Raw genomic sequence first — 24,972 nt, forward strand, 5'->3', positions numbered from 1 at the left:
CGTAACCCCCCGCAAATCTCGCACACAAGCTCACGTTCGCGGTCTACCTGGAGGACATATGACATCCCTGCCGTTGTCCACGGCCCAGAAGGTGATCGACGCCGCCATCGCGAAGGCGAACGAGATCGGCCAGCCGATGAACATTGCGGTGGTCGATGACGGAGGCCATCTGGTGGCATTCGTCCGGATGGACGGTGCGATCAAGGCCAGCATCGACATCTCGATCCGCAAGGCGCGCACGGCGGTGCTGATGAACCTGCCCACCAGCGCGCTGATGGACCTGGTTCAGCCCGGTGGTGAGTTGTACGGCCTGGAGCAGACCGCCGGCGGGCTCGTGGTGTTCGGCGGTGGCATCCCACTGGAGGCCGATGGCATCGTCATCGGTGCGGTCGGTGTGAGTGCGGGCAGTGTGGAGCAGGATGTGGCGGTGGCGACCGCCGCGGCAGCGGCAATCTGACAGAAGCCGGAGTGGCTGCCCTGTAGGCATCACACCAACACGCAGTCACCGCAGTAGCCGCCGCCGGGCACTTGGTAGAACAGGCAGCAGTTGCGCCGCCGAAACCGTTCTCCCACAACGTCTGCGGTCCCACGCAGCCGCTCGGTCGTGAGCAGTGCCTTCACCAGTTCGCGGCCGTGCGCGGCGGCGTCGGGACGGGAGCCGGCCAGCACGGTGACGGCACCGTTGGCCGCCGATGCGACGTTGCCCCACATCACCTGTGGTGGCAGCGAAACCGCCTGCCGCATCGTGTCGTTCAGCAGGTTCAACACGAGCCCGATCAGCGAATCGGCGATGATGGCTGCGCCGCGGTGTGGGTCGGTTTCACGCACCCACTCGACACCGTCGGACCCCAGCAGTGGTCGATGTGATGAATTCTCCTGCCAGAAGAGCGAATCCAGCGTGAGCACGGGAACGGCGCCCAGGCACACCGCGGCGCCGACGGCGGGGGAGAGCAGGCGCGCGGTGATCGCCAGGTGCAGCGAGGAGGCCGCTGCCTTGACCGGGATGTCGGCCTCGTCGACGCCGAAGCCGGATGCGGTCGCGGCCCGGGTGCGCATGGTGTACTCGCGTAACACCGCCGGGTCGCCGCACAGCGATCCGATGGGCCGCCAGGTGGCCGCCTCAGCCGTCGGCAGGGCAAAGAACTCGCCGAGGGCGGCGAGCGAGCTGAATCCCGGAACGTGCATCGTCGGGACAGGTTAGCCGCACTGACCTGCAGCGCAACCTTCATGCAACGTGATGCAGCGCACAATCGTCGGGCGTTGTGTTGCACGCGGAGAGAGAACCGCACCGAATCAGTTGGAGCAGTGAATGACAGAACCGACCCTCGATCCGTCGGCGGACTACCCGCTGAGCCTCAATCGCACGGACTTGCTGTTCACCCCCAACGGCAAGCCGATCACCGACCTCACCATGGAGGCGGTGATGTCAGGTGAGGTCGAAGCCTCGGACCTGCGCATCACGCCGCAGACATTGCGCCTGCAGGCGCAGATCGCCGAGAAGGTGGGGCGTCGCCAGCTGGGGTCGAACCTCCGCCGGGCCGCCGAGATGACCGCAATCAGCGATGAGCGGGTGTTGCAGATCTACAACGCGTTGCGGCCCAACGCCTCGACCAAGGCCGAGCTCGACTCGATCGCCGACGAGTTGGACACGAAATACGGCGCGGGATTGCTGGCCGAGCTCGTCCGTGAAGCCGCCGACGTATACGAGCGTCGCGACATCCTGGCCACCAACGAATAGGAGACACCGGTGACAGCAGCATCGCCCCAGCATTCCGCGGCAGGCCACCGCCGGCAGTCCGAGCGCACCAAGGTCCTCGAAGACCGGCCGGTCAACCTCGACGGCTTCGTCGAGGAATGGCCCGAGGTCGGCATGGTGGCCATGGACAGCGCCTTCGATCCGGCGCCGAGCGTGCGGGTCGCCGACGGCGTCATCGTGGAGATGGACGGCCGGGCCCGTGCCGATTTCGACTTCATCGACCAGTTCATCGCCGATCACGCCATCGACATTGCGACCACCGAACAGGCCATGGCGATCCCGGCGGCAGAGATCGCCCGGATGCTGGTCGACCCGCATGTGACCCGCGAACAGGTGATCGCGGTGACCGGTGGCCTCACCCCGGCCAAGCTGCTCGAAGTCGCCAAGACGCTCAACATCGTCGAGATCATGATGGGCATCCAGAAGATGCGGGCCCGTCGCACTCCGGCGAATCAGGCGCACTGCACGAGTGCGCGGGACAATCCACTGCAGGTCGCCTGTGAGGCCGCCGAGGCATCGCTGCGCGGATTCTCGGAAGTGGAAACGACTTTGGGCGTCGTGCGCTACGCGCCGCTGGTCGCGATGGCCCAGCAGATCGGTAGCCAGGTCGGCATCGGCGGCCGGCTGACCCAGTGCGCGCTGGAGGAGGCCACCGAGCTGGAACTGGGTATGCGCGGCATCACCGCCTACGCCGAGACCATCTCGGTGTACGGCACCGAATCGGTGTTCGTCGACGGCGACGACACTCCATGGTCGAAGGCGTTTCTGGCCGCCGCCTATGCGTCACGCGGGATCAAGATGCGGTTCACCTCCGGCACCGGCTCTGAGGTACAGATGGGCAATGCCGAAGGCCGGTCCATGCTGTACCTGGAGATCCGCTGCATCCTGGTCGCGAAAGGTGCAGGCGTACAAGGATTGCAGAACGGTTCGATCTCGTGCATCGGTGTGCCCGGCGCAGTGCCGGCCGGCATCCGGGCCGTCGCGGCCGAGAACCTGATCGCCTCGGCGCTGGACCTGGAATGCGCCTCGGGTAACGACCAGTCGTTCTCGCATTCGCCGATGCGCCGGATCGCCCGGTTGTTGCCGCAGATGATGCCGGGCACCGACTTCATCTGCTCGGGCTACTCGGCGCCGCCGAACTACGACGACATGTTCGCCGGGTCCAACCTGGACGCCGAAGACTACGACGACTTCAACACCATCCAGCGGGACCTGCAGATCGACGGCGGACTGCGCCACGTGAACGAGGCCGAGATCCTCGCGGCCCGCCGCCGCGCGGGTAAGGCGCTGCAGGCGGTGTTCGCCTATCTCGACCTGCCGGCCATCACCGATGCCGAGATCGAGACGGCCGTGTATGCCCATGGCAGCCGCGAGCTGATCCCGCGCGACGTCCTCGAAGACCTCAAGGGCGCCCAGCAGGTGATGGATCGCAACATCACCGGGCTGGACCTGGTCAAGGCGCTGGAATCCACCGGCTTCTCCGATGTCGCCGAAAACCTGTTGGCCGTGCTGCGGCAACGGGTTTCCGGTGATCTGCTGCAGACCTCGGCGATCATGACGCGTGACCTCACACCGTTGTCCGCAGTCAACGACCGCAACGACTATGCGGGTCCCGGTACCGGATACCGACCGTCCGGCGATCGCTGGGAGGAGATGAAGCGGCTGCGGCACGTGACCAGCGCCGAGAACCCCGAGCAGGAGGTCCAGTGACATGGCGGACAGGACAATCACTTTCACCGGTGAGGGCCCCGCGACTGCCGGAACCCGCTCTGACGAGGTGGTACTGGCGATATCACCGGCCTTTGCCGACTTCTTCAGCCAGACGATCATCGGCCTGTCCCATGCCGACGTGATCCGGCAGATCTTGGCCGGCATCGAGGAGCAGGAGGTGGCGGCCCGGTGTATCCGGGTGCAGCACAGCAGTGACCTCGCGGTCATCGCGCACGCGGCGGCCAGGCTGAGCGGGTCGGGGATCGGTATCGGGATCCTGTCTCGCGGCACGTCGATGATCCACCAGCGTGACCTGCCGCGGTTGTCGAGCCTGGAGCTGTTTCCGCAGAGCCCGCTGATGACTCTGGAGACCTATCGCCAGATCGGGTCGAACGCCGCCCAGTACGCCAAAGGTGAATCGCCCGAACCGGTTCCGACGCTCAACGATCAAATGGCCCGGCCACGCTGGCAGGCCAAGGCGGCACTGCTGCACCTGAAGGAGACCGAGCAGATCCGTAAGCAGGCCCGGCCTGTCGAGGTGACCCCGCAGTTCGCCGAGCCCACCTCCGAGGCACTGGGGACCTGATGGCGGTGACCGTTGTCGGTGTCGACATCGGCAACTCGACGACCGAGGCGAGCGCCGCGGTCGTCGCATCCGACGGATCGGTGCGCTTCTGCGGCGCCGCGCTGACGCCCACGACGGGTGTCAAGGGCACGCCACGCAATGCCGACGGGGTGGCCCAGGCCGTGCTGCGCGCGTTGGAGGCGGCCGGCACGCGGCTCGCCGAGTTGGACGTCGTCCTGCTGAACGAGGCCACCCCGGTGATCAGCGGCATGGCGATGGAAACCATCACCGAGACGATCATCACCGAGTCGACCATGATCGGCCACGACCCGCGCACGCCCGGGGGACGTGGCCTCGGTGTAGGTGTCACCGTCGCATTCGGGGATCTGGGCCAAACCCCTTGTGACGCCGACATGATCGTGGTGGTGCCCCGCGACGTCGACTTCGAGGTGGCCGCGCGCACGATCAACGCGGCCTCGGCGCGCGGTGCGCGGGTGACGGGCGCGATTCTGGCCAACGACGACGCCGTGCTGGTGGCCAACCGGCTCGACTCGGTGATCCCGGTGATCGACGAGGTGTCCCGCATCGACGCGGTACCGCTGGGCATGTTGGCGGCGGTCGAGGTGGCCGCTCCGGGGATGTCGATCCGGACGCTGTCCAATGCCTATGGCCTGGCGACGATCTTCGACCTCGACGCGCCGGCGACCAAGGTGGTGTCGCCGGTGGCTCGGGCGTTGACGGGGAACCGCTCGGCGGTCGTGGTGCGCACCCCGGCCGGCGACGTCGCGGACCGCACGATCCCGGCGGGATCGCTCGAGTTGGCCGGTGCACAGAAGCGGGCATCGGTCGACGTATCCCGTGGCGCGCTGGAGATCATGACCGCACTGGAGCGGGTCGCCCCGCTGACGGATGTCGTCGGCGAAGCGGGAACCAACGCCGGGGGAATGATCGCCAACGTGCGCGAGAGCATGGCCGAGCTGTCCGGCCACGCTGTCGCAGACGTCCGGATTCAGGACCTGCTGGCGGTGGATACCTTTGTGCCGCAGGAGGTTCGCGGTGGCGTTGCCGGTGAGGTGGCGCTCGAGAACGCGGTGGCCCTGGCCGCGATGGTGCGGACCAGGGAAAGCGGCATGCGGGCGGTGGCCGAGGAGGTGCGCAACCGGTTGCAGGCGGCCGGGGCCGACGGCGTCCAGGTGGTGGTCGGCGGTGTCGAGGCGGAGATGGCGGTGCTCGGTGCGTTGACGACGCCCGGGACCGAGAAGCCACTCGTGGTGTTGGACCTGGGCGGCGGGTCCACCGATGCCGCGCTGATCGAGGCCGACTCCCGGGTCGAGACCGTGCACCTGGCCGGCGCCGGTGACCTGGTCACCAAGCTGATCGACGCCGAGTTGGGGTTGGACAACCTGGAACTGGCCGAGGACATCAAACGGTTCCCGCTGGGCAAGGCCGAGAGCTTCTTTCATGTGCGGCTCGAGAACGGCACCGTGTCATTTTTCGAGAAGCCGTTACCCGCTGCCTCATTCGCCAGGGTGGTGACCCTCGGCGAGTTCGGCATGACCGCGATCCCGACCCGGCACTCGATGGATCGGATCAGGCTGGTGCGGCGCGCGGCCAAGGAACGCGTCTTCGTCGTCAACGCGTTGCGCGCCCTGCGGTCCGTCGCACCCGGGGCGGATCTGCGCCAGATCGGCTTCGTGGTGCTGCTCGGTGGGTGCGCGCTGGACTTCGAGATCCCCGAACTCATCGCCGACGCCTTGGCCCCGTACGGAATCGTCTGCGGCACCGGCAATGTCCGCGGAACCGAAGGGCCGCGCAATGCCGTCGCCACCGGCCTGGTGGCCTCGCACGCGCGAGCGGTGGGGGCGGGCGTTGACGCGTAGTGGTGGGCGTCCCGACCCTCCCGTGATCGTGGTGATGAGTTCGGGCGAGGGAGAAGTCGAGCGGCAGGTGCTGGCCGGCATCGAGGAAGAAGGTGTTCCGTACGCCGTGTTGCCGGGCGCTGACGCAGTGTCTGCGCCCGAGTTGGCGCTTCGCGCGGCCCAGCGGTCGCCCTTGCAGGTGGGGGTGGGGGTAACCGCTGTCGGCGAGGTGAGTGTCCGGCACGCAAAGTTGGCAGACCCGTTGCCCGAGTTGAGCTCTGGCAGCGGAATCGACGCCACGACGGCGCGAATCCTGGGGCACAATGCGGCCCGCATCGTCGTGGGTCTTCCGCTCAAACCCGACGATTGACACCGAGATTCGCCGGTTGGGGTAGACAGGGCCGCCGCGGCGGGCAATACTCTTCCATTAAAGGTTGAGTTTTCTACCTTTGGGTCACGCCCACTCGGGCCACGCGAAACACGCGGTACAAAAAGGAGTTTGACATGGCGGGTGTGGAAGAACACCTGGAGAGCGCTGACTATTTGCAGAAACGTCAGCTCAAATCCGGAAGTGCGGGCTGGCTGCTCCTGGCGGGCCTCGGTGTCAGCTACGTCATCTCCGGCGACTTCTCGGGCTGGAACTTCGGCCTCGAACAGGGCGGCTTCGGCGGTCTGTTGATCGCCGTGGTGATCATCGCCGCGATGTACTTCTGCATGGTGCTCGGGCTGGCCGAGCTGTCCTCGGCGCTGCCCGCGGCCGGCGGCGGCTACACCTTCGCCCGTCGAGCGCTCGGCCCCTGGGGCGGCTTCGCCACCGGCACTGCGATCCTGATCGAATACTCGATCGCTCCGGCGGCCATCGCCACGTTCATCGGCGGCTACGTCGAATCCCTCGGGCTTTTCGGCATCCACAAGGGCTGGTGGGTCTACCTGGCGGCGTTCATCATCTTCATCGGCATCCACCTCGCCGGCGTCGGCGAGGCGCTGCGACTGATGTTCGTCATCACCGCCATCGCGATCCTCGGCCTGGTGATCTTCGCGGTGAGCGCCATCGGCAGCTTCGACGTCGCCAACCTGACCGACATGGCCCCCGACGCGGCAGCGCTCGGATCATCGGCCTTCCTGCCGCACGGCTACCTCGGCATCTGGGCTGCCATCCCGTTCGCCATCTGGTTCTTCCTGGCCGTCGAAGGGGTCCCGCTGGCCGCCGAGGAAACCGCCAACCCCGAGCGCAACGTGCCGCGCGGCATCATCGCCGCGATGACCGTCCTGGTCGTCACCTGCGTGACGGTGCTGTTCCTGACCACCGGAGCCGGTGGCGCCGAGGCGATGTCGACCGTGGACGATCCGCTGGTGCAGGCCCTCGGTGGCGACGGCACGGCCGCCAAACTGGTCAACTACATCGGGTTGGCCGGTCTGATCGCCAGCTTCTTCTCGATCATCTACGCCTACTCCCGGCAGACGTTCGCGTTGTCGCGGGCCGGCTACCTGCCCACCTCGCTGTCGGTGACCAACAAGCGCAAGGCCCCGACGCTGGCGCTGATCGTCCCCGGTGTCGTCGCCTTCGCGCTGTCGCTGACCGGCCAGGGTGACCTGATCCTCAACATGGCGGTGTTCGGCGCCGCGCTCAGCTACGTGTTGATGATGGTCAGCCACATCGTGCTGCGGGTCCGGGAGCCGGAGATGAACCGGCCGTACCGCACCCCGGGCGGCGTCGTCACCACCGGCTTCGCGTTGATCGTCGCGGTCGTCGCACTCATCGCGACCTTCCTGGTCAACCCGCTGGCCGCGGGTCTGTGTCTCGCGGTGTTCGCGGCGTTCATGCTGTACTTCGCCGTGTACAGCCGCCACCGCCTGGTGGCCAACTCGCCCGATGAGGAGTTCGCGATGCTCGCGGAGGCGGAGAGCGAATTGAAATGAAGTACCACCAGCAGGTTTCGGGGGTGACCTACAGCTTCGACGGGCTCGTCGAGGTGATGGCCAAGGCCACCCCGCTGCGCTCGGGCGATCAGCTCGCCGGCTGCGCGGCCGAGCATGACGGTGAACGCGCCGCGGCCGCCTGGGTGCTCGCCGACCTCCCGCTCGACATCTTCCTCAACGAGGAGCTGGTGGATTACGACACCGACGAGGTGACCCGGCTGATCATGGACAGCCATGACCGCCAAGCCTTTTCGGAGATCTCGCACCTGACCGTCGGTGGTCTGCGCGACTGGCTGATGGATGTCACCGCGCACGACCACAGCGCCGAGCGGCTTTCCGCCGTCGCGCCGGGACTGACCCCGGAGATGGTGGCGGCGGTCAGCAAGATCATGCGCAACCAGGATCTGATCGCGGTATCGGCCGCCGCGGAGGTGACCGCGGCGTTCCGCACCACCGTCGGCGCGCGCGGCACACTGGCCACCCGGTTGCAGCCCAACCATCCGACCGATGATCCGCGCGGCATCGCCGCGGCGGTGCTCGACGGGCTGTTGTTGGGCTGCGGTGACGCGGTGATCGGGATCAATCCGGCCACCGACTCGCCACAGGCCACCGCCGACCTGCTGTACCTGCTCGACTCGATCCGCACCCGCTACGACATCCCGGCGCAGTCCTGTGTGCTCTCGCATGTCACCACAACGATCGGCCTGGTCGAGGCCGGGGCCCCGGTGGACCTGATCTTCCAGTCGATCGCGGGCACCGAAGGGGCCAACGCGGCGTTCGGGGTGAATCTGCAGCTGTTGCGGGAGGGAAACGAGGCGGCCCGCAGCCTGAACCGCGGCACCGTCGGCGACAACGTCATGTACCTGGAGACGGGGCAGGGCTCGGTACTGAGCTCCGGGACGCACCTGGGTGTCGGCGGCAAGCCGGTGGACCAGCAGACCCTGGAGGCCCGGGCCTACGCGGTGGCTCGCGACCTGCAACCCCTGCTGGTCAACACCGTCGTCGGGTTCATCGGGCCGGAGTACCTCTACGACGGCAAGCAGATCATCCGGGCCGGCCTGGAAGACCACTTCTGCGGCAAGTTGCTCGGGCTGCCGATGGGTGTCGACGTCTGCTACACCAACCACGCCGAGGCCGACCAGAACGACATGGACACGCTGCTGACCCTGCTGGCGGCGGCGGGGGTGGCCTTCGTCATCACCGTGCCCGGTGCCGACGACGTGATGCTGGGCTATCAGAGCCTGTCGTTCCACGATGTGCTGACCACCCGGCGCACGCTGGGCCTGCGGCCGGCCGCAGAGTTCGAGGCGTGGCTGCGCCGCGTCGGCATGGTCGACGACACCGGCAAGCTAACCCCGTTCGACCTGGAGCGGTCGGTGCTGCGGTCGCTGACCTCGGCGGAGGGGCGATGAGCTCGAACGAGGTTGCGGTTCAAGAGTTCTGGGACGAGCTGCGCAAGACCACGCAGGCCCGGATCGGTCTCGGCCGGGCCGGTAACGCCTTGCCGACCCGACGGGTGCTGGAACTGTCCGCCGCACATGCCGCGGCCCGCGATGCCGTGCACGTGCCGCTGGACGTGGATCGACTCCGGGAAGCTCTCCTCGATGTGGGCATCGGTGAGCCGACCGTGGTGACCAGTAAGGCCACCTCCCGCGACGAGTATCTGCGCCGGCCCGATTTGGGACGCCAACCCGCCGAGGGCATGTCGGTACCCGACAGCGGCGCCGACATCGGTTTCGTGCTGGCCGACGGGCTGTCGCCGACGGCGCTGGACCGCCACGGTGTGGCGTTGCTGACGGCCCTGGTGGCCGAGCTCAAGGGCCGTCACACCCTGGCTCCGCCGGTGATCGCCACCCAGGCCCGCGTCGCCCTCGGTGATCACATCGGGGCCCAGGCGCACGTCCGGACTCTGCTGGTCATCATCGGGGAGCGCCCCGGCTTGAGCGTCGCCGACAGCCTGGGCATCTATCTCACGCACCTGCCGATGCCCGGCCGCACCGACGCCGATCGCAACTGCATCTCCAACATCCACCCACCCGACGGCCTCGGATATGCCGAAGCCGCCCGGGTGGCGGCCGGCCTGGTCGACGGCGCGCTGGCGCTGGGCCGCTCCGGCGTCGACCTGAAGGACACCTCACGCACCTCGGAGCTCGACCCGACCCGCATGACCCAGCTCAACTGAACAGGAGTCTCGATGACCGTACGTGCCGTCCTGTCTCTGCTCGCCGCGACGACGGTCGCCTTGGCGGGTTGCGGCACCGGCGAGGACTCGGGGGAGTCGTCCGCTGCCGAAGCGCCCGGGTGTCGCACCCTGGTCGACAACCCCGGTTGGTACGGCGACAACCGGGACCGGATCAACGCGATGCTCGCGGAGTTGGGTACCTGCGGCGTGGATGGCTCAGTGGCCGACGGTGCTCCGCTGGCGCTCTTCGACTGGGACAACACCGTGGTCAAGAACGACATCGGTGACGCCACCTTCTTCTGGATGGTGCGCAACGGCAAGTTGCGGGCGCCCGCCGGCGGCGACTGGTCGACCACCAGCCCCTACCTCACCCCGCAGGCCACCGCGGCACTCGGCAAGGCTTGTGCCGCAACCACTCCGGGCCGGCCGATGCCGACCGACACCGATCTCGGGTGCGCCGACGAACTGGTGTCGGTGTACACCGAGGGGCAGACGCGGGCCGACGAACCGGCCTTCGCCGGGTTCAACGCCCGCCGGTTCGAGCCGTCGTACGCGTGGGCGGCCCAGATGCTGGCCGGCTGGCCCGAGTCGGAACTGACCGGGTTCGTCGAGGCTGCCCGCAAGGAGAACCTCGCCGCGCCCGAGGGCACTGAGCAGAAGGTCGGCAGCGGTGACGAGACCGGCTGGGTCCGGTACTACCCAGAGATGCGCGATCTGGTGAAAACATTGCGGGCCAACGGTTTCGACGTTCGAATCATCTCCGCCTCGGCCGAGCCGGTGGTGCGGGTGTGGGCGGCCGATCTCGGCTTCACCCCGGACAAGGTGATGGGTGTGCGCACCGAGCGCGACGGCGACGTGCTGACATCGAAGCTGGTGCCGTGCGGCGGTGAGGTGGCCATCCCGTACATCGAGGGCAAGCGATGCCGGGTCAACGAGGAGGTCTTCGGGATCAAGGGCCCCGCTGCGTTCGAGCAGCAGGCCGAGGCCCAGCGGGCGGCGTTCGGCGCCGGGGACTCCGACACCGACGTCACGTTCCTCACCGATGCCACCGCCTTGCGCCTTGTGCTCAACCGCAACAAGACCGAGCTGATGTGCTCGGCCTACGACAACGCCGACGGTCGTTGGCTGGTGAACCCGATGTTCATCGACCCGAAGAAGAAGCAGGTCGAGGCGTACGAGTGCGCGACGGAGGGCTACATCGAGCCCAGCGGCAGCCAAGCCCCGCTGCGCCGCCCGGACGGCAGCGTGGTGCCTGACCAAAAGGATTCGGTGTCCTAGTTGAATTACACCTAGTGGCGCCGAACGTGAACACGATCGCGAAATTTCTCGACAATCTCGCGATCTTGTTCACGTTGGGCACTCCCGGCGCCGCCAGGCGCGTTTTGACCTGCGCGGACGCCCACCGGTAAGCTGCTCTGTTGGTGTGCGCTGCCCTTTGGGGCGCGGTCCCCGGGTCAACGTCGGTCGCCGGGACATCGTAGAGCGCAGACCTGACCGGCACCCGGGACATCCTGGGACTCAACCCGAGAAGAAGAGGTAAGCGCTGTGCCTACGTACACGCCGAAGGCGGGTGACACCACGCGTCAGTGGTACGTCATCGACGCCCAAGACGTGGTGCTCGGCCGGCTCGCCGCGGCAGCTGCCAATCTGCTGCGCGGCAAGCACAAGCCGACATTCACGCCGAATGTCGACGGTGGCGACTTCGTCATCGTCATCAACGCCGACAAGATCTCCGTCAGCGGTAACAAGCTGACCAACAAGTTCGCTTACAGCCACTCGGGTTACCCGGGCGGTCTGCGCAAGCGCACCATCGGCGAGCTGCTGCAGAAGCACCCGACCCGCGTCGTCGAGAACGCGATCATCGGCATGCTGCCGCACACCAAGCTCGGTCGCCAGATCCAGAAGAAGCTCAAGGTCTACGCCGGCCCGGATCATCCGCACGCCGCGCAGCAGCCGGTTCCGTACGAGATCAAGCAGGTGGCCCAGTGACCGAGACGATTGAAAACGGTGACGTGGTCGAAACCGTCACCGAGACCGTGGAGCTGGAGCAGCGCGAGCCGGTCATCATCGACCGTCCCATCCAGACCGTCGGCCGCCGCAAGGAGGCCGTGGTGCGGGTGCGCCTGGTGCCCGGCACCGGCCAGTTCAACCTGGACGGCCGCAGCCTGGAGAACTACTTCCCGAACAAGGTGCACCAGCAGCTGATCAAGGCCCCGCTGGTGACCGTCGACCGCCTGGAGCAGTTCGACATCTACGCCCACCTCGACGGTGGCGGCCCCTCGGGTCAGGCCGGCGCCCTGCGCCTGGCGATCGCCCGTGCGTTGATCCTGGTGCAGCCGGAGGACCGGCCCGCACTCAAGCGTGCCGGCTTCCTGACGCGTGACCCGCGTGCCATCGAGCGCAAGAAGTACGGCCTCAAGAAGGCCCGCAAGGCGCCTCAGTACAGCAAGCGCTGATCTGTTCGAGTCATGGCCGCCGGGCATGGGGACAACCCCCATGCCCGGCGGTTTTTTTCGGTCTTTTTCCGGGGTGCCTCAGCAAGCGGCGCCAGACTCGTCACCAGTGCCGAAACTGGACAGGGCGAACCCCCAAGGCGGTCCGCACCGGCGACGGGGACCGGGGCGAATTATTAAATTTTGGTTTGAGTACGGCCGAAAGCGTGCAACCCGTGGAGGCGAAGTGGGGGCGCTGTATGGCGCCTGGAACAGACCGAACCGCTTCCCGACTGAGAGGAGTACTGCATGCTTTCGATGAAGAACGACACCCTCAAACGAGTGACGGTAGGGGCCGCTCTGGGAGGGGCGCTGTTCTTCTCGGCCGGTGTGGGGTTGGCCAACGCCGATACCCAGGACGGCAGGGTTGACGTCTCCGTCGGTTCGGCCGGGGTGCTGGAGAACGTCGAGGTCTCCTCGGCTGCGGAGTTGGCGGCCAAGGTGTGCGACACCGATGCCGCCACGGTGACGTCGGCCGCGCAGAAGGTCGATGCCAGCGGCACCGAGCAGAGCGTCTGCGACAACACGATCGGAGCCGTGAGCTTCCGTCAGAACGAGGCCGCCCCGGCCCATAGCGGGGCCGCCACCGAGCCGTCGAGCTACACCGAGGGCACGGGTCCCGAGGAGAGCGATACCGCGCCGACCACCACGACGTCGCCCACGACGACGCCGGCGCCCGGTTCCGCCCCGAGCGAGGACACTGACGCCCCGATCGGCTGATCCGATCCGCTGAATCACCGCCCGCATCTGATCCAGGTGCGGGCGGTGATCTGCGTCTGGGGTCACGGGGTCATCTCGATTGAGCCCCGAGATGGTCGCTGACCTCGTCGGTTGTGTTTCTGACGGTCGATTATGAGAAGTTTGAGAGCATGGGTCGACTGTTCGGCACCGATGGGGTGCGCGGGGTCGCCAACCGCGATCTGACTGCCGAGCTGGCGGTTGCGCTCGGTTCGGCGGCGGCGCGGCGACTCGCCAACTCTTCCGGGACCCGCCGCCCGGTGGCGGTCGTCGGACGCGATCCGCGGGCCAGCGGCGAGATGCTGGAAGCCGCGGTGATCGCCGGTATCACCAGCGAGGGCGTCGACGCCCTACGGGTCGGGGTGCTGCCGACCCCGGCGGTGGCCTATCTGACCAGCGCCTACGACGCCGACTTCGGGGTGATGATCTCCGCGTCGCACAACCCGATGCCCGACAACGGCATCAAGATCTTCGGTCCGGGCGGACACAAGCTCGACGACGCCGCTGAGGACCGGATCGAGGAGCTCGTGCACGCGGGCCCCGGCAGCCGGCCCATCGCGGCCAGCATCGGCCGGGTGCTCGACGCGGAAGACGCGCTGGACCGCTATCTGCGCCACGCCGGCAAGGCCGTGACCACGCGGCTTGACGGGCTGACCGTCGTGGTGGATTGCGCGCACGGCGCGGCATGGGCCGCCGCGCCGCGGGCTTACCGGGCCGCCGGAGCGAACGTCGTCGCAATCAACGCCGAACCCAACGGCCTCAACATCAACGACGGCTGCGGGTCCACCCACATGGAGACGCTGCAGGCCGCGGTCCTCGAGCACGGCGCCGACCTGGGGCTCGCGCACGACGGCGACGCCGACCGGTGCCTGGCCGTGGACGCCTCCGGTCAGGTGATCGACGGCGACGCGATCATGGTGGTGCTGGCGCTGGCGATGCAGGAGGCCGGGGAACTGGCGTCGGACACGTTGGTGGCCACCGTGATGAGCAATCTCGGGTTGCACCTGGCCATGCGGGCCGCCGGGATCGAGGTCCGCACCACCGGCGTCGGAGACCGATACGTCCTGGAGGAACTGCGGGCCGGCGAGTACTCGCTCGGTGGTGAGCAGTCCGGCCACATCGTGCTGCCCGGCCTCGGCACGACCGGCGACGGCATCGTCACCGGCCTGCGCCTGATGTCGCGGATGGCTCAGACCCGCAGCTCGTTGGCCGCGCTCGCCGAGCCGATGCGCACCTTGCCGCAGGTCCTCATCAATGTGGCCGTGGCGGACAAGGCAGCGGTGGCCGAGGCGCCGTCCGTGCAGTCGGCGGTCGCCGAGGCCGAGGCCGAACTCGGCGACACTGGCCGGATCCTGTTGCGGCCGTCGGGCACCGAGCAGGTGGTTCGGGTGATGGTCGAGGCCGCCGACGAGAACACGGCCCGGATGCTGGCCGTGCGGGTGGCCGATTCGGTCAGCGGTCACTCAGCCTGAGGGAACCAGGTGCCGGCCGGCTGCGTCTAAATCGGCATGGCACAAGTTGACCTGGCCCGTGTCGACGTCGAAGCGGTGCTTGGCGCCGCACAGCAATACGACGCGATCGCCGACCTGTTGGAGGGCGGCGCGCGCAGCCGGCTCAGTCGTCCGGTGTTCGGCGGGGCCACCGCCGGCCGGCAGCATGTCGGCCATGGCGAAGCCGTTCGATCCACCACCGACGATCTGGCCGACGCCGTGCGGCAGTGGTCGCGAGCTGCCGGCGAGATCGCCGCGGTGCTTCGGCTCTGCACTGACCGCTATGTGATCACCGATGAGCTGGCCGCCGGCCGGGTGGGCTGAGTGATGTCCGGAAGTCGTGATGTGACAACGACTTTGGCCCACGGGATGCCCGCCGTGGACACACTGGCCGAATACGTCTGGGCGGCACACCAGCTCGGCTATCAGCACCCCGATCTGACCGCGCAACCCGCCGCGATGTACGACCGGTACTGCGCCGAGGAGGGGCTCGACCTCGGCGCACTCGAGGCCGACCGGGCCGCGCTGCTGGCGGCCGCGGCGGTCGCCGAACAAGCGTTGCAGCTGCAACGGGACCAGGCCGACGCGCTCACCGCAGCCTGGCAGGGCGGCGGGGCAGCGGCCTCGCGCAGTTTTTTGACGGGCCACGCCACCGCGTCCGAGCAGCTGGTCACAGCATTGCGGGCTGCCGCTGATGCGCTCGGCACGCTCGGCGATCGATTGTGGCGGGCGGTCGATGACAAGGTCTCGGCTGCCATCGAGATAGAGCAACGGTGCGCCTCGCACCGCGACGTCTGGTTGGCTGCGGCCCGGACGGTACGCAGCGGGGTGGGGCAGCGCGATACGGCCGCCGAACTCGTCGACCAACAGGTCAGGCCGTTTGTTGCCGAGCATGTCGGCGGTGATTGGCTGACCGCGATGCGCGCCGGAACCGCAGCGGTGGCCGACGCGTACGAGGATGCGCTCAGCGCGATCCGGGCCGCGCCGCTGCCGGTGTTCGCGGTGCCCGGGCAGCTGGGGCCGACACCCGGAGGGCGGCTCGACACTGCGGGCGTTCCGTCGTATTACCCACCGGCACAATCTGTTTCGGCGGTACCCGCCTCCGCGCCTGCGTATGCCGCACCGGCTGCCGCGCCGGCGCCCGCACCAGCGGCCATGCCAGCACCCGCGGTCGCGCCGGCGGCCGGCGATCCGGCAGCGGCGATCGATCCGGCGGTGACGGGGGCGTCGGCACCGATGCCGCCCACCGGATCTGGAACCGGTGGTTGGGGTGCGGGGCTTCCCGGTGCAGGCAGCTCCGGCGTCGGCAGCCCTCTGGCGGATCTGGGTCAGCGCCTGGCCGACATGTTCGGCGGGTTGATCGGATCCGACGGCAGCACCCTGGGCGGCGACAGTGTGGACCCGTTCGACGTGGACCCGTTCGACGTGGACCCGTTCGACGCAGAAGACCCACTTGCCGACGAGGGTGAGGAGGTGTCCGAAGAATCAGATCTCGAAGAAGACCCCGAGGACGAAGCCGGTGACGAGACCGACGAAGAGACCGACGAAGAAGCCCCCGGCGAGCCCGGCGAGAATCCTGACGGTGAGGAGGAAACCGTGCCCCTCGACGGGGAAGCGGAACTGGGAGTTGACGACGCCGCCACCGAGGATGTCGTCGAACAACCTGAGGCACAGCCAAATTCGCAGCCCGCGCCACCGGTCGAACTGCCGACTGATCCGACGGCGCCGCCGACCGAGCCATTGGCCGATTCGACGGAGGACACCCCGTGTTCGATCGCGGCCGACGAGCTGCCGCAGGTCGGTGGGTAGCCCGAGGTGCGGCTATCGGGTCAGTGACACCAGCTCCTCGCAGAACTTCACCGTCTCGGCCGTGTCGGTGGCCAGCGGGTGAACCAGCATGGTGGTCACCCCGGCCTCGGCGTAGGCGGCCAGGCGTTCCTTGACGAATCCCTTCGGCCCCACGAGCGACACGTTGCGCACCAGGTCGTCGGGCACGGCCGCGATCGCTTCGGCTTTCTTGCCGGCCAGGAACAGGTCCTGGATGTGATCGGCCACCTCGCCGTAGCCGTACCGGGTGGCCAGTTTGTGGTAGAAGTTCTGCCCGCGGGCGCCCATCCCGCCGATGTACAGCGCCAGTTGGGGTTTCGCCCAGGCCAGCCGGTCGTCCACGTCGTCACCGATGGCGAGGCTCGCGCTGACCATGACGTCCAACGGTCCCAGCTCCGGATCGCGCTTGGCCGCTCCGGCCCGCAGCGCATCGCCCCACACGTCGTCGGCCTTCTCCGGTAGGTAGAACACGGGCTGCCAGCCTTCGGCGATCTCGGCGGTCAGCTCGACATTCTTCGGCCCCAGCGCGGCGATGGTGATCGGGATACGTTCCCGCACCGGGTGATTGATCAGATGCAGGGACTTCCCGAGCCCGGTCCCGCGGGCCCCGGGACCCTCGCTGGGCAGCGGCAGCTGGTAGTACTTGCCCTGGTAGTCGACGTTCTCACGCCGCCACACCTGGCGGCAGATCTCGACCACCTCGCGGGTGCGGCCCAGCGGCGCGTCGAACGGCACGCCGTGGAAGCCCTCCATCACCTGCGGACCGGAGGTGCCGATGCCGAGCCGGAACCGGCCGTCGGACACGTAGTCCACTCCGGCTGCGGTCATCGCCATCAGTGACGGTGTGCGGGTGTAGATCGGCACCACGCCGGTGCCGAGTTCCATGGTCGAGGTCTTGGCGGCCAGGTAGCCCAGCTGGCTGATGGCGTCGTAGGAGTACGCCTCGGCCACGAGGGCGATGTCGATGCCGACCTTCTCCAATTCGACGACCTGGTCGGCCGCCTCCTTGAAGCCGCCGGCGTAGCTCAGAAAGATGCCTGTGCGCATCAGGGAGTTATATCACCATCAACCGGTTGGTTGGGAAGCTGGTCTACGGCTTGAGCAGCGCAACGACTTTGTCCTCAAGGGCCACCGGGTCGGCGTTCGGATCGGCGGGCTCGGTGTGGGGGAGCACCACGTCGGCATCGGCGAAATCGCGGTAGGTCTTGTCCCCGGCCAGCGTGGCCAGCAGATATCCCGTGAGCATCGCGCGCACGATCTTCTGGGTCTGCCGGTCGGCGCCGGGCAGCCCGAAGAACCGCGCCAGCCGGCGACCCTCGACCAGACCACCCGCCTTGGCCTTGCTGACGGTGCGCAGAGTCGCACCCTCCCAGGCCCGGGCCAGCTCCACCGCGTTCGAGCGCAGCGTCATCGGATCTCCTGGCGCGGTCAACACCAGGCCGGGCACCCGCAGTGTCGATGCCGGTTCCTCGGCCCGCGGAGTGGTCACCGTCGGGAACAACGACACCACGGCCTTAGGGCGGTGCTGGTCCCCGGCCATCCCGGCGGCCGCGAACACCGCGGCGGACCCACCAAAGCCGTGCCCCACCACACCCCGCTTGCCCGGGTGCACGCTGATCTTGCCCGGGCCCAGCCGCACCCCGGTGATGATCTCCAGCGCGGCGCCCAGATCGAAGGCGAAGTTGAGCACCGACGGTGCCAACCCCTTCTCGGTGTCGGGTGCGGCGGCGACGATGCCCCATGAGGCCAGATGTTCCAGCGTGCGCGCGTAGTTTCCGGCCTGGGCCATCCAGTCGTGGCCCAACACCACCCCGGGCAGGTTCAAACCGGCCTGGGGCGTGTACACCACACCGGGCATGCCGGCGAACGCCAGGTCGCCGCGCAGAACCTTGTGCGGTCCGCGCCGGGTCAACCGTGCGAAGAGCTTCTTTGTGCTGGCCACGGGTTGACCGTAGCGCAGAGCGCACGGTGATTTACGTCAACCGCCGTCGCGCGGAATCGGGTCGGGACGGCCTCCTGCACTACCCTGGGACCCTATGTGTGGAATCGTCGGCTACGTCGGGACGCGCCCGGCGCGCGGCATCGTGGTCGACGCGCTGCGCCGGATGGAATACCGGGGTTACGACTCCTCTGGAATCGCCCTGCTCGACGGCCACGGCGGCATGACGGTGCGTCGCCGCGCCGGCCGGCTGGCCAACCTGGAGGCCGCCCTCGACGAGACCGACGACGCGGTACTGACCGGCACCACCGGCCTCGGCCACACCCGCTGGGCCACCCATGGCCGCCCCACCGACCGCAATGCCCACCCGCATCGGGATGCCGCAGGTCAGGTCGCCGTCGTCCACAACGGGATCATCGAGAATTTCGCCGTCCTGCGGGCCGAGCTCGAAGCCGAGGGCGTCGAGTTCGCCAGCGACACCGATTCCGAGGTGGCCGTGCACCTCGTGTCGCGGCAGTACCGCCAGGGAGCCACGGCCGGAGACTTCCCGGCCTCGGTGCTGGCCGTCCTGCAGCGCCTGGAAGGCCACTTCACTCTGGTGTTCGCCAATGCCGACGATCCGGGCACGATCGTGGCCGCCCGCCGGTCCACCCCGCTGGTGGTCGGTATCGGTGACGGGGAGATGTTCGTCGGCTCCGACGTGGCGGCATTCATCGAGCACACCCGCCATGCCGTGGAACTCGGTCAGGATCAGGCCGTGGTGCTGACCGCCGACGGCTACCGGATCACCGACTTCTCCGGCAACGACGATCTGCAGGCCGGCCGCGACTACCGCGAATTCCACATCGACTGGAATCTCGATGCCGCCGAAAAAGGCGGCTACGACTACTTCATGCTCAAGGAGATCGCCGAGCAGCCGGCCGCGGTCGCCGACACGCTGCTGGGACATTTCGTCGACAGCGGCATCGTCCTCGACGAGCAGCGGCTTTCCGATCAGGAACTGCGCGAGATCGACAAGGTCTTCATCGTCGCCTGCGGCACCGCCTACCACTCGGGTCTGCTGGCCAAGTACGCGATCGAGCACTGGACCCGGTTGCCCGTCGAGGTCGAGCTGGCCAGTGAGTTCCGGTACCGCGATCCGGTGCTGGACCGCAGCACGCTGGTGATCGCCATCTCGCAGTCCGGCGAGACCGCCGACACCCTCGAGGCTGTGCGGCACGCCAAGACGCAGAAGGCCAAGGTGCTGGCGATCTGCAACACCAACGGCAGCCAGATCCCGCGTGAGGCCGACGCGGTGCTCTACACCCGCGCCGGGCCGGAGATCGGTGTCGCGGCCACCAAGACGTTCCTGGCCCAGATCGCCGCCAACTATCTGGTGGGGCTGGCGCTGGCGCAGGCCCGCGGCACCAAGTACCCCGACGAGGTCGAGCGCGAGTACCGGGAGCTCGAGGCGATGCCCGACATGGTCAGCCGGGTGCTGGCCGGGATCGAGCCGGTGTTCCAACTCGCCCAGCGATTCGCCACATCGCCGACGGTGCTGTTCCTGGGCCGTCATGTCGGGTACCCGGTGGCGCTGGAGGGTGCGCTCAAGCTCAAAGAGCTGGCCTACATGCACGCCGAGGGTTTCGCCGCCGGCGAGCTCAAGCACGGCCCGATCGCTCTGATCGACGACGATCTTCCGGTCATCGTGGTGATGCCCTCACCGAAGAACGCGGCGATGCTGCACGCCAAGCTGCTGAGCAACATCCGGGAGATCCAGGCCCGTGGTGCGGTCACCATCGTCATCGCCGAGGAGGGCGACGACACGGTGCGGCCCTACGCCGATCACCTGATCGAGATCCCGGCGGTGTCAACGCTTTTCCAGCCGCTGCTGTCGACGATCCCGTTGCAGGTGTTCGCCGCCGGGGTGGCCCGGGCGCGCGGCTACGACGTCGACAAGCCGCGAAACCTGGCCAAGTCGGTCACCGTCGAGTAGGTCGGCGCGCCCCCAAGGCCCTTGGTGCCCAAGGGCTTTGGTCCGAGTTCCGTCGGCAGCGCGCCGCAAGCCGAATTGAGGTAGTCGACTACTCGTTTGTCGGGAGCCTTCGTCCCCATAACGTTCTGGTGTCTCGTTACAACAGAACAGTCGAATCGACTGAGGGGGAAGATCATGGGGAAGAGTCTGAATCAAATCCTCGAAGAGGTGGGGGACGGTTCACGGGTGGGCATCACGCTCGTGACGAACCAGGACAGCGGAATCGCGAGCTACGCCACCGGCGAAGCGACGTACCATCCCGGATCGTTTGTCGGGCCGATCTTCCGGCCGGCTCGACTGTCGACGTCCGGGGGCGAACCGCTCAAGTACTATTTCAGCGACCGGACCCTGGACATCGATCCGCCGGCCGGTGAGGGTGGATTCGGGCATACCCCGCGGCAACCGTTTTCCGCGAACGCCGTTGACAAGTTGGGCTTTTCGATTTCCCTGCTGCTCGCTCCCCGGGTGATCAAGTTCACGCTGCACAGTTGGGGCAACGCGACATTCAGTGTCTCCATGGAGGAGCGGGGGACGCTGTTGATCGGCCAAGGGCCCGCGATCGGCAACCAGTCCGAACATGCCCTGTATGTCGTCGGGTTCACCGGGGTCTTCCATCCGCCGCACTAGGTGGACTAACCAGGACGGCGCGTCGGCCCGAATTCAGCCGTTCCCAAGAGGAGCCGCGTAACCTGTTGGCACACGGGCACCTCGAGCGGGCGGGAGCTGATGCGGTACTACTACTCGGCTGATGCGATCCGTGCCGCCGAGGCGCCATTGTTGGCATCGTTGCCCGACGGTGGGCTGATGCGCCGCGCCGCGTATGGGTTGTCCACCGCGATCGGCACGGAGCTCACGCGACGCACCGGCGGGGTCGCCGGCCGGCGGATCTGTGCCGTGGTGGGTTCGGGTGACAATGGCGGCGATGCGCTGTGGGCCGCGACGTTCCTGCGCGGCCGCGGAGCGGCCGCTGACGCCGTCCTACTCAATCCGGAGAAAACTCACGCCAAGGGCCTGGCCGCGTTCCGCCGCGCCGGGGGACGGGTGGTCACCGAGATCGCCGGCGGAACCGATCTGGTGATCGACGGTGTCGTCGGCATCTCCGGGCGCGGCTCGTTACGTCCCGACGCCGCTGCGGTATTCGACGCCAACACTGCGCCCGTGGTTGCCGTCGACCTCCCCAGCGGAATCGACGTGCAGACCGGCGCCGCCGACGGTCCGCACGTGCAGGCCGCGCTGACCGTGACCTTCGGTGGCCTCAAACCGGTGCACGCGCTGGGTGAGTGCGGTCGTGTCGAACTCGTCGACATCGGCCTGGACTTGGCGCCCACCGACCTCGCCGGATTCGAGGCGGCCGATGTCCGGGCCCGTTGGCCGATCCCGGGTCCGCACGACGACAAATACAGCCAGGGTGTCACCGGCGTGGTGTCGGGCTCCTCGACCTATCCCGGAGCGGCTGTGCTGAGCGTCGGGGCCGCGGTGGCTGCCACCTCCGGCATGGTTCGCTATGCGGGAAGTGCTGCGCCACAGGTGCTTTCCCAATGGCCCGAGGTGATCGCCGCACCCACCGTCGAGGAGACGGGCCGGGTGCAGGCCTGGGCCGTCGGACCCGGGCTGGGCACCGACGAGACGGCGAAGGCCGCACTGCGTTTCGCCCTGGAGTCCGACCTGCCGGTGATCGTCGACGCGGACGGGCTGACCATGCTCGCCAAGGACCCCGGCCTGCTCGTCGGCCGCAGTGCGCCGACCGTGCTGACCCCGCACGCCGGTGAATTCGAGCGGCTGGCCGGCAATCCGCCCGGCAGTGACCGCGTCGCCGCGGCGCGCGACCTGGCCGAGCGTCTGGGTGCCACGGTTCTGCTCAAGGGCAACGTCACCGTCATCGCCGAGCCCGAGTCGGGGCGGGGGCGTGGCTGCGCCTACCTCAACCCGGCCGGCCAGTCCTGGGCTGCCACAGCAGGTTCCGGGGATGTGCTGTCCGGGATCATCGGCGCCCTGCTGGCCGCGGGCCTGCCCGCAGGAGAAGCCGCCGCGGCGGCCGCTTTCGTCCATGCCCGCGCCGCCAACCTTTCGGCTGCCGATCCGGGGCCCCGCCCGGCGCCGACGTCGGCGTCGCGCATCCTGTCTCATGTCCGTGCCGCAATCGCCTCGCTCTGACAGAGTTCTTACGAAGCCCAAACGAAAAGGACAACCCATGTCGCACAAGCACCATCGCAGTCCACACATCGCGCCGGCCTACACCGGCAGATTGGCGATGGCGCCGGTCCCGTCGTTGCGTCTACCCGACGACGCGATGGACCCCACCGCGGCCTACCGGTTCATCCACGACGAGTTGATGCTCGACGGCAGCTCCCGGCTGAACCTGGCGACGTTCGTCACGACGTGGATGGAACCCGAGGCCGAGAAGCTGATGGCCGAGACGTTCGACAAAAACATGATCGACAAGGACGAGTACCCGGTCACCGCCGCGATCGAGGGACGCTGCGTCAACATGGTCGCCGATCTGTTCCACGCCGAGGGCCTTACCGACGACGACCCGACCAGCGCCACCGGGGTCTCGACGATCGGCTCCAGCGAGGCAGTCATGTTGGGCGGGCTGGCCCTCAAGTGGCGTTGGCGCCAGAGCCTGGAGAAGGCGGGCAAGGACTGGAAGGGACGCACCCCGAACCTGGTGATGGGCGCCAACGTCCAGGTGGTGTGGGAGAAGTTCTGCCGCTACTTCGACGTCGAGCCTCGCTACCTACCGATGGAAGAGGGTCGCTACGTCATCACCCCGGAACAGGTGATCGACGCGGTCGATGAGGACACCATCGGTGTGGTCGCGATCCTCGGCACCACCTACACCGGTGAACTGGAACCGATCGCCGAGATCTGTGCCGCACTGGACCAGCTCGCTTCAGAGAAGGGTTTGGACGTGCCCGTGCACGTCGACGCGGCCAGCGGCGGATTCGTCGTCCCGTTCATCCATCCCGACCTGGAGTGGGATTTCCGGCTCCCGCGGGTGGTGTCGATCAACGTCAGCGGACACAAATATGGGCTGACCTACCCCGGTATCGGCTTCGTGGTGTGGCGCAGCCACGAGCATCTGCCCGAGGACCTGGTGTTCCGGGTGAACTATCTAGGTGGCGACATGCCGACGTTCACCTTGAACTTCTCCCGGCCCGGCAACCAGGTGGTGGGCCAGTACTACAACTTCCTGCGGCTGGGCCGGGCCGGTTACACCAAGGTGATGAAATCCCTGTCACAGACCGCCCGCTGGCTCGGCGATCAGCTACGCGAAAGCGAGCATTTCGAGCTGATCTCCGACGGATCGGCCATCCCGGTGGTCAGCTTCCGGCTCAAGGGCAAACCCGGTTACACCGAGTTCGACGTGTCCCAGGGGCTGCGCGCCTACGGCTGGCAGGTACCGGCGTACAGCATGCCCGACGACGCCACCGATGTCGTGGTGTTGCGGGTGGTGGTGCGTGAGGGCTTCTCGGCGGATCTGGCCCGGGCGCTCAAAGACGACACCATCACCGTGCTCAACCAACTCGACGAGCTCAAGCCGCGCGGGCAGTTCGACGATCAGCAACCCTTCGCGCACTAGTTGCCCTCACCACGCAGAAAGGCGATCACCGCCTGCACCCGGCGGTGATCGTCTCTGGTCTCGGTGATCCCGAGTTTGGTGAAGATGTTGTGCACGTGTTTCTCGATGGTGCCCTCGGCCAGATACAACCGGCGGGCAATGCCGTCGTTCGAGCGGCCCTCGGCCATCAGTCTGAGCACGTCGTGCTCCCGCGCGCTGAGCGTCGCCAGCGAATCCTGGTCTTCGCGTGCCGACACGAGCGCCTGAGCCACCGCGGGGCCGACGATGCACGCACCCCGGGCGATGCGCTTGAGAATGTCGACGAAATCGGCGATGTCGGTGATCCGACTGGTGAGCAGGTAGCTGATGCCGCCGCCACCGGCCAGCGCGTCGATCGCATGCCGCACCTCGACGCGCGCACACAACACCAGCACGCCCGTATTCGGAAACTCGGTGCGGATCGACCGCGCGGCCTCGTATTCCGCCGGGTGATCGGACGGATCGGGGATGTGGATCAGGACGAGATCAGGCTCATGTGTGCGCACCAGCTCCGGCAATCGGAGAGCACCGTCGGCCCGTCCCACCACATCGAAGCCCCAGCGATCGAGCAAACCCGCCAGCCCTTCGCGCGACAGCACGTCCTCGGCGGCCACGATGACACGGATCACGACGTCAGCACCGCTTGCATCTGCCATCGCCTGTCTCCACACCGACCGCGTCATCGTCGGCGGTCGGCGTAGTGATACCCGCCGCACGACGTTTGGCTTCGCCGGTGACCCGGCTACCCCTCAACAGTTAGGGGGGCTAGCCCCAATGATATTTCGTCGGCGCGCGGCAACCGTGGAAGTACAGGACAACTGAAGGAGTGTGGGCCAGGTGAACAGGACGACGAAGCCGGTTTCACTTGCAGCGGTGCTG

The 24,972-nt window shown here is 67.7% G+C and carries 24 protein-coding genes; 20 read left to right on the forward strand and 4 right to left on the reverse strand.

Going from position 1 to position 24,972, the window contains the following annotated elements:
- Window positions 1–58: 58 nt before the first annotated feature.
- Window positions 59–457, forward strand: a complete 399-nt coding sequence (locus A5733_RS11870; RefSeq protein ID WP_067775163.1) for a heme-binding protein — start codon at window positions 59–61, stop codon at window positions 455–457.
- A gap of 29 nt (window positions 458–486) precedes the next feature.
- On the opposite strand, the gene A5733_RS11875 is transcribed toward A5733_RS11870, so the two are convergent.
- Window positions 487–1,185, reverse strand: a complete 699-nt coding sequence (locus tag A5733_RS11875; RefSeq protein WP_076240258.1) for a (2Fe-2S)-binding protein — start codon at window positions 1,183–1,185, stop codon at window positions 487–489.
- 124 nt (window positions 1,186–1,309) lie between these two features.
- On the opposite strand from A5733_RS11875, the gene A5733_RS11880 reads away from it, so the two are divergent.
- From A5733_RS11880 to A5733_RS27490, 15 genes are all read left to right on the forward strand, one after another.
- Window positions 1,310–1,738, forward strand: a complete 429-nt coding sequence (locus tag A5733_RS11880; protein ID WP_076240259.1) for a diol dehydratase small subunit — start codon at window positions 1,310–1,312, stop codon at window positions 1,736–1,738.
- Between the two features lie 9 nt (window positions 1,739–1,747).
- Window positions 1,748–3,466 carry a propanediol/glycerol family dehydratase large subunit gene (locus A5733_RS11885; protein ID WP_067775153.1) on the forward strand — a complete coding sequence of 573 codons (1,719 nt, stop codon included), beginning with the start codon at window positions 1,748–1,750 and terminating at the stop codon, window positions 3,464–3,466.
- A 1-nt stretch (window position 3,467) separates the two neighbouring features.
- Window positions 3,468–4,052 (forward strand): propanediol/glycerol family dehydratase medium subunit, encoded by a 585-nt coding sequence (locus tag A5733_RS11890; protein ID WP_067775150.1) that lies wholly within the window; start codon window positions 3,468–3,470, stop codon window positions 4,050–4,052.
- Entirely contained in the window at window positions 4,052–5,911 is a 1,860-nt protein-coding gene (locus A5733_RS11895; protein WP_076240260.1) for a diol dehydratase reactivase subunit alpha, read from the forward strand. The genes A5733_RS11890 and A5733_RS11895 overlap by 1 nt, the downstream gene beginning before the upstream one ends.
- Before the next feature lie 34 nt (window positions 5,912–5,945).
- Window positions 5,946–6,260 carry a glycerol dehydratase reactivase beta/small subunit family protein gene (locus A5733_RS11900; protein ID WP_076240295.1) on the forward strand — a complete coding sequence of 105 codons (315 nt, stop codon included), beginning with the start codon at window positions 5,946–5,948 and terminating at the stop codon, window positions 6,258–6,260.
- Window positions 6,261–6,394: 134 nt separating this feature from the next.
- Window positions 6,395–7,810 (forward strand): ethanolamine permease, encoded by a 1,416-nt coding sequence (eat, locus tag A5733_RS11905; protein ID WP_076240261.1) that lies wholly within the window; start codon window positions 6,395–6,397, stop codon window positions 7,808–7,810.
- Window positions 7,807–9,222 carry an ethanolamine ammonia-lyase subunit EutB gene (locus A5733_RS11910; RefSeq protein WP_076240262.1) on the forward strand — a complete coding sequence of 472 codons (1,416 nt, stop codon included), beginning with the start codon at window positions 7,807–7,809 and terminating at the stop codon, window positions 9,220–9,222. Before eat ends, A5733_RS11910 begins: the two co-directional genes overlap by 4 nt.
- Window positions 9,219–9,992, forward strand: coding sequence for an ethanolamine ammonia-lyase subunit EutC (eutC, locus tag A5733_RS11915; protein WP_067775139.1), 774 nt, complete (start codon window positions 9,219–9,221; stop codon window positions 9,990–9,992). The genes A5733_RS11910 and eutC overlap by 4 nt, the downstream gene beginning before the upstream one ends.
- A gap of 12 nt (window positions 9,993–10,004) precedes the next feature.
- Window positions 10,005–11,270, forward strand: coding sequence for an HAD family phosphatase (locus A5733_RS11920; protein WP_076240263.1), 1,266 nt, complete (start codon window positions 10,005–10,007; stop codon window positions 11,268–11,270).
- Window positions 11,271–11,537: 267 nt separating this feature from the next.
- On the forward strand, window positions 11,538–11,981 hold the full coding sequence (gene rplM, locus A5733_RS11925; RefSeq protein ID WP_067775134.1) for a 50S ribosomal protein L13: 444 nt from the start codon (window positions 11,538–11,540) through the stop codon (window positions 11,979–11,981).
- 23 nt (window positions 11,982–12,004) lie between these two features.
- On the forward strand, window positions 12,005–12,448 hold the full coding sequence (rpsI, locus tag A5733_RS11930; RefSeq protein ID WP_142253955.1) for a 30S ribosomal protein S9: 444 nt from the start codon (window positions 12,005–12,007) through the stop codon (window positions 12,446–12,448).
- A gap of 285 nt (window positions 12,449–12,733) precedes the next feature.
- Window positions 12,734–13,204, forward strand: a complete 471-nt coding sequence (locus tag A5733_RS11935; RefSeq protein ID WP_142253949.1) for a hypothetical protein — start codon at window positions 12,734–12,736, stop codon at window positions 13,202–13,204.
- A 149-nt stretch (window positions 13,205–13,353) separates the two neighbouring features.
- Window positions 13,354–14,694 carry a phosphoglucosamine mutase gene (gene glmM / locus A5733_RS11940; protein WP_076240297.1) on the forward strand — a complete coding sequence of 447 codons (1,341 nt, stop codon included), beginning with the start codon at window positions 13,354–13,356 and terminating at the stop codon, window positions 14,692–14,694.
- A gap of 36 nt (window positions 14,695–14,730) precedes the next feature.
- Window positions 14,731–15,036, forward strand: a complete 306-nt coding sequence (locus tag A5733_RS11945; RefSeq protein ID WP_076240265.1) for a type VII secretion target — start codon at window positions 14,731–14,733, stop codon at window positions 15,034–15,036.
- A 21-nt stretch (window positions 15,037–15,057) separates the two neighbouring features.
- The gene (locus A5733_RS27490) at window positions 15,058–16,521 is read left to right on the forward strand and encodes a hypothetical protein (RefSeq protein WP_158070606.1); all 1,464 of its coding nucleotides are present in this window, start codon (window positions 15,058–15,060) and stop codon (window positions 16,519–16,521) included.
- Between the two features lie 12 nt (window positions 16,522–16,533).
- Here A5733_RS27490 and A5733_RS11955 read toward each other — a convergent pair whose 3' ends face one another.
- A complete protein-coding gene (locus A5733_RS11955; protein ID WP_076240266.1) occupies window positions 16,534–17,586 on the reverse strand; it encodes an LLM class F420-dependent oxidoreductase in 1,053 nt (350 codons plus the stop codon).
- A gap of 43 nt (window positions 17,587–17,629) precedes the next feature.
- On the reverse strand, window positions 17,630–18,481 hold the full coding sequence (locus A5733_RS11960; protein ID WP_076240267.1) for a dienelactone hydrolase family protein: 852 nt from the start codon (window positions 18,479–18,481) through the stop codon (window positions 17,630–17,632).
- 94 nt (window positions 18,482–18,575) lie between these two features.
- Here A5733_RS11960 and glmS point away from each other — a divergent pair, with 94 nt between their 5' ends.
- From glmS to A5733_RS11980, 4 genes are all read left to right on the forward strand, one after another.
- Window positions 18,576–20,453, forward strand: a complete 1,878-nt coding sequence (gene glmS, locus A5733_RS11965) for a glutamine--fructose-6-phosphate transaminase (isomerizing) (RefSeq protein ID WP_076240268.1) — start codon at window positions 18,576–18,578, stop codon at window positions 20,451–20,453.
- 174 nt (window positions 20,454–20,627) lie between these two features.
- Window positions 20,628–21,119 (forward strand): hypothetical protein, encoded by a 492-nt coding sequence (locus A5733_RS11970; protein WP_067770498.1) that lies wholly within the window; start codon window positions 20,628–20,630, stop codon window positions 21,117–21,119.
- Between the two features lie 99 nt (window positions 21,120–21,218).
- Window positions 21,219–22,646: an NAD(P)H-hydrate dehydratase gene (locus A5733_RS11975; protein ID WP_076240269.1), complete on the forward strand. Its 1,428-nt coding sequence runs from the start codon at window positions 21,219–21,221 to the stop codon at window positions 22,644–22,646.
- Window positions 22,647–22,683: 37 nt separating this feature from the next.
- Window positions 22,684–24,075 (forward strand): glutamate decarboxylase, encoded by a 1,392-nt coding sequence (locus A5733_RS11980; protein WP_067770502.1) that lies wholly within the window; start codon window positions 22,684–22,686, stop codon window positions 24,073–24,075.
- Here A5733_RS11980 and A5733_RS11985 read toward each other — a convergent pair.
- Entirely contained in the window at window positions 24,072–24,749 is a 678-nt protein-coding gene (locus A5733_RS11985) for a response regulator transcription factor (protein ID WP_076240270.1), read from the reverse strand. The two genes, A5733_RS11980 and A5733_RS11985, sit on opposite strands and share 4 nt — an antisense overlap.
- Between the last annotated feature and the right edge of the window lie 223 nt (window positions 24,750–24,972).

The sequence above is a fragment of the Mycobacterium sp. NS-7484 genome (assembly GCF_001953975.1).
In the GTDB taxonomy this organism is placed as follows: Bacteria; Actinomycetota; Actinomycetes; order Mycobacteriales; family Mycobacteriaceae; genus Mycobacterium.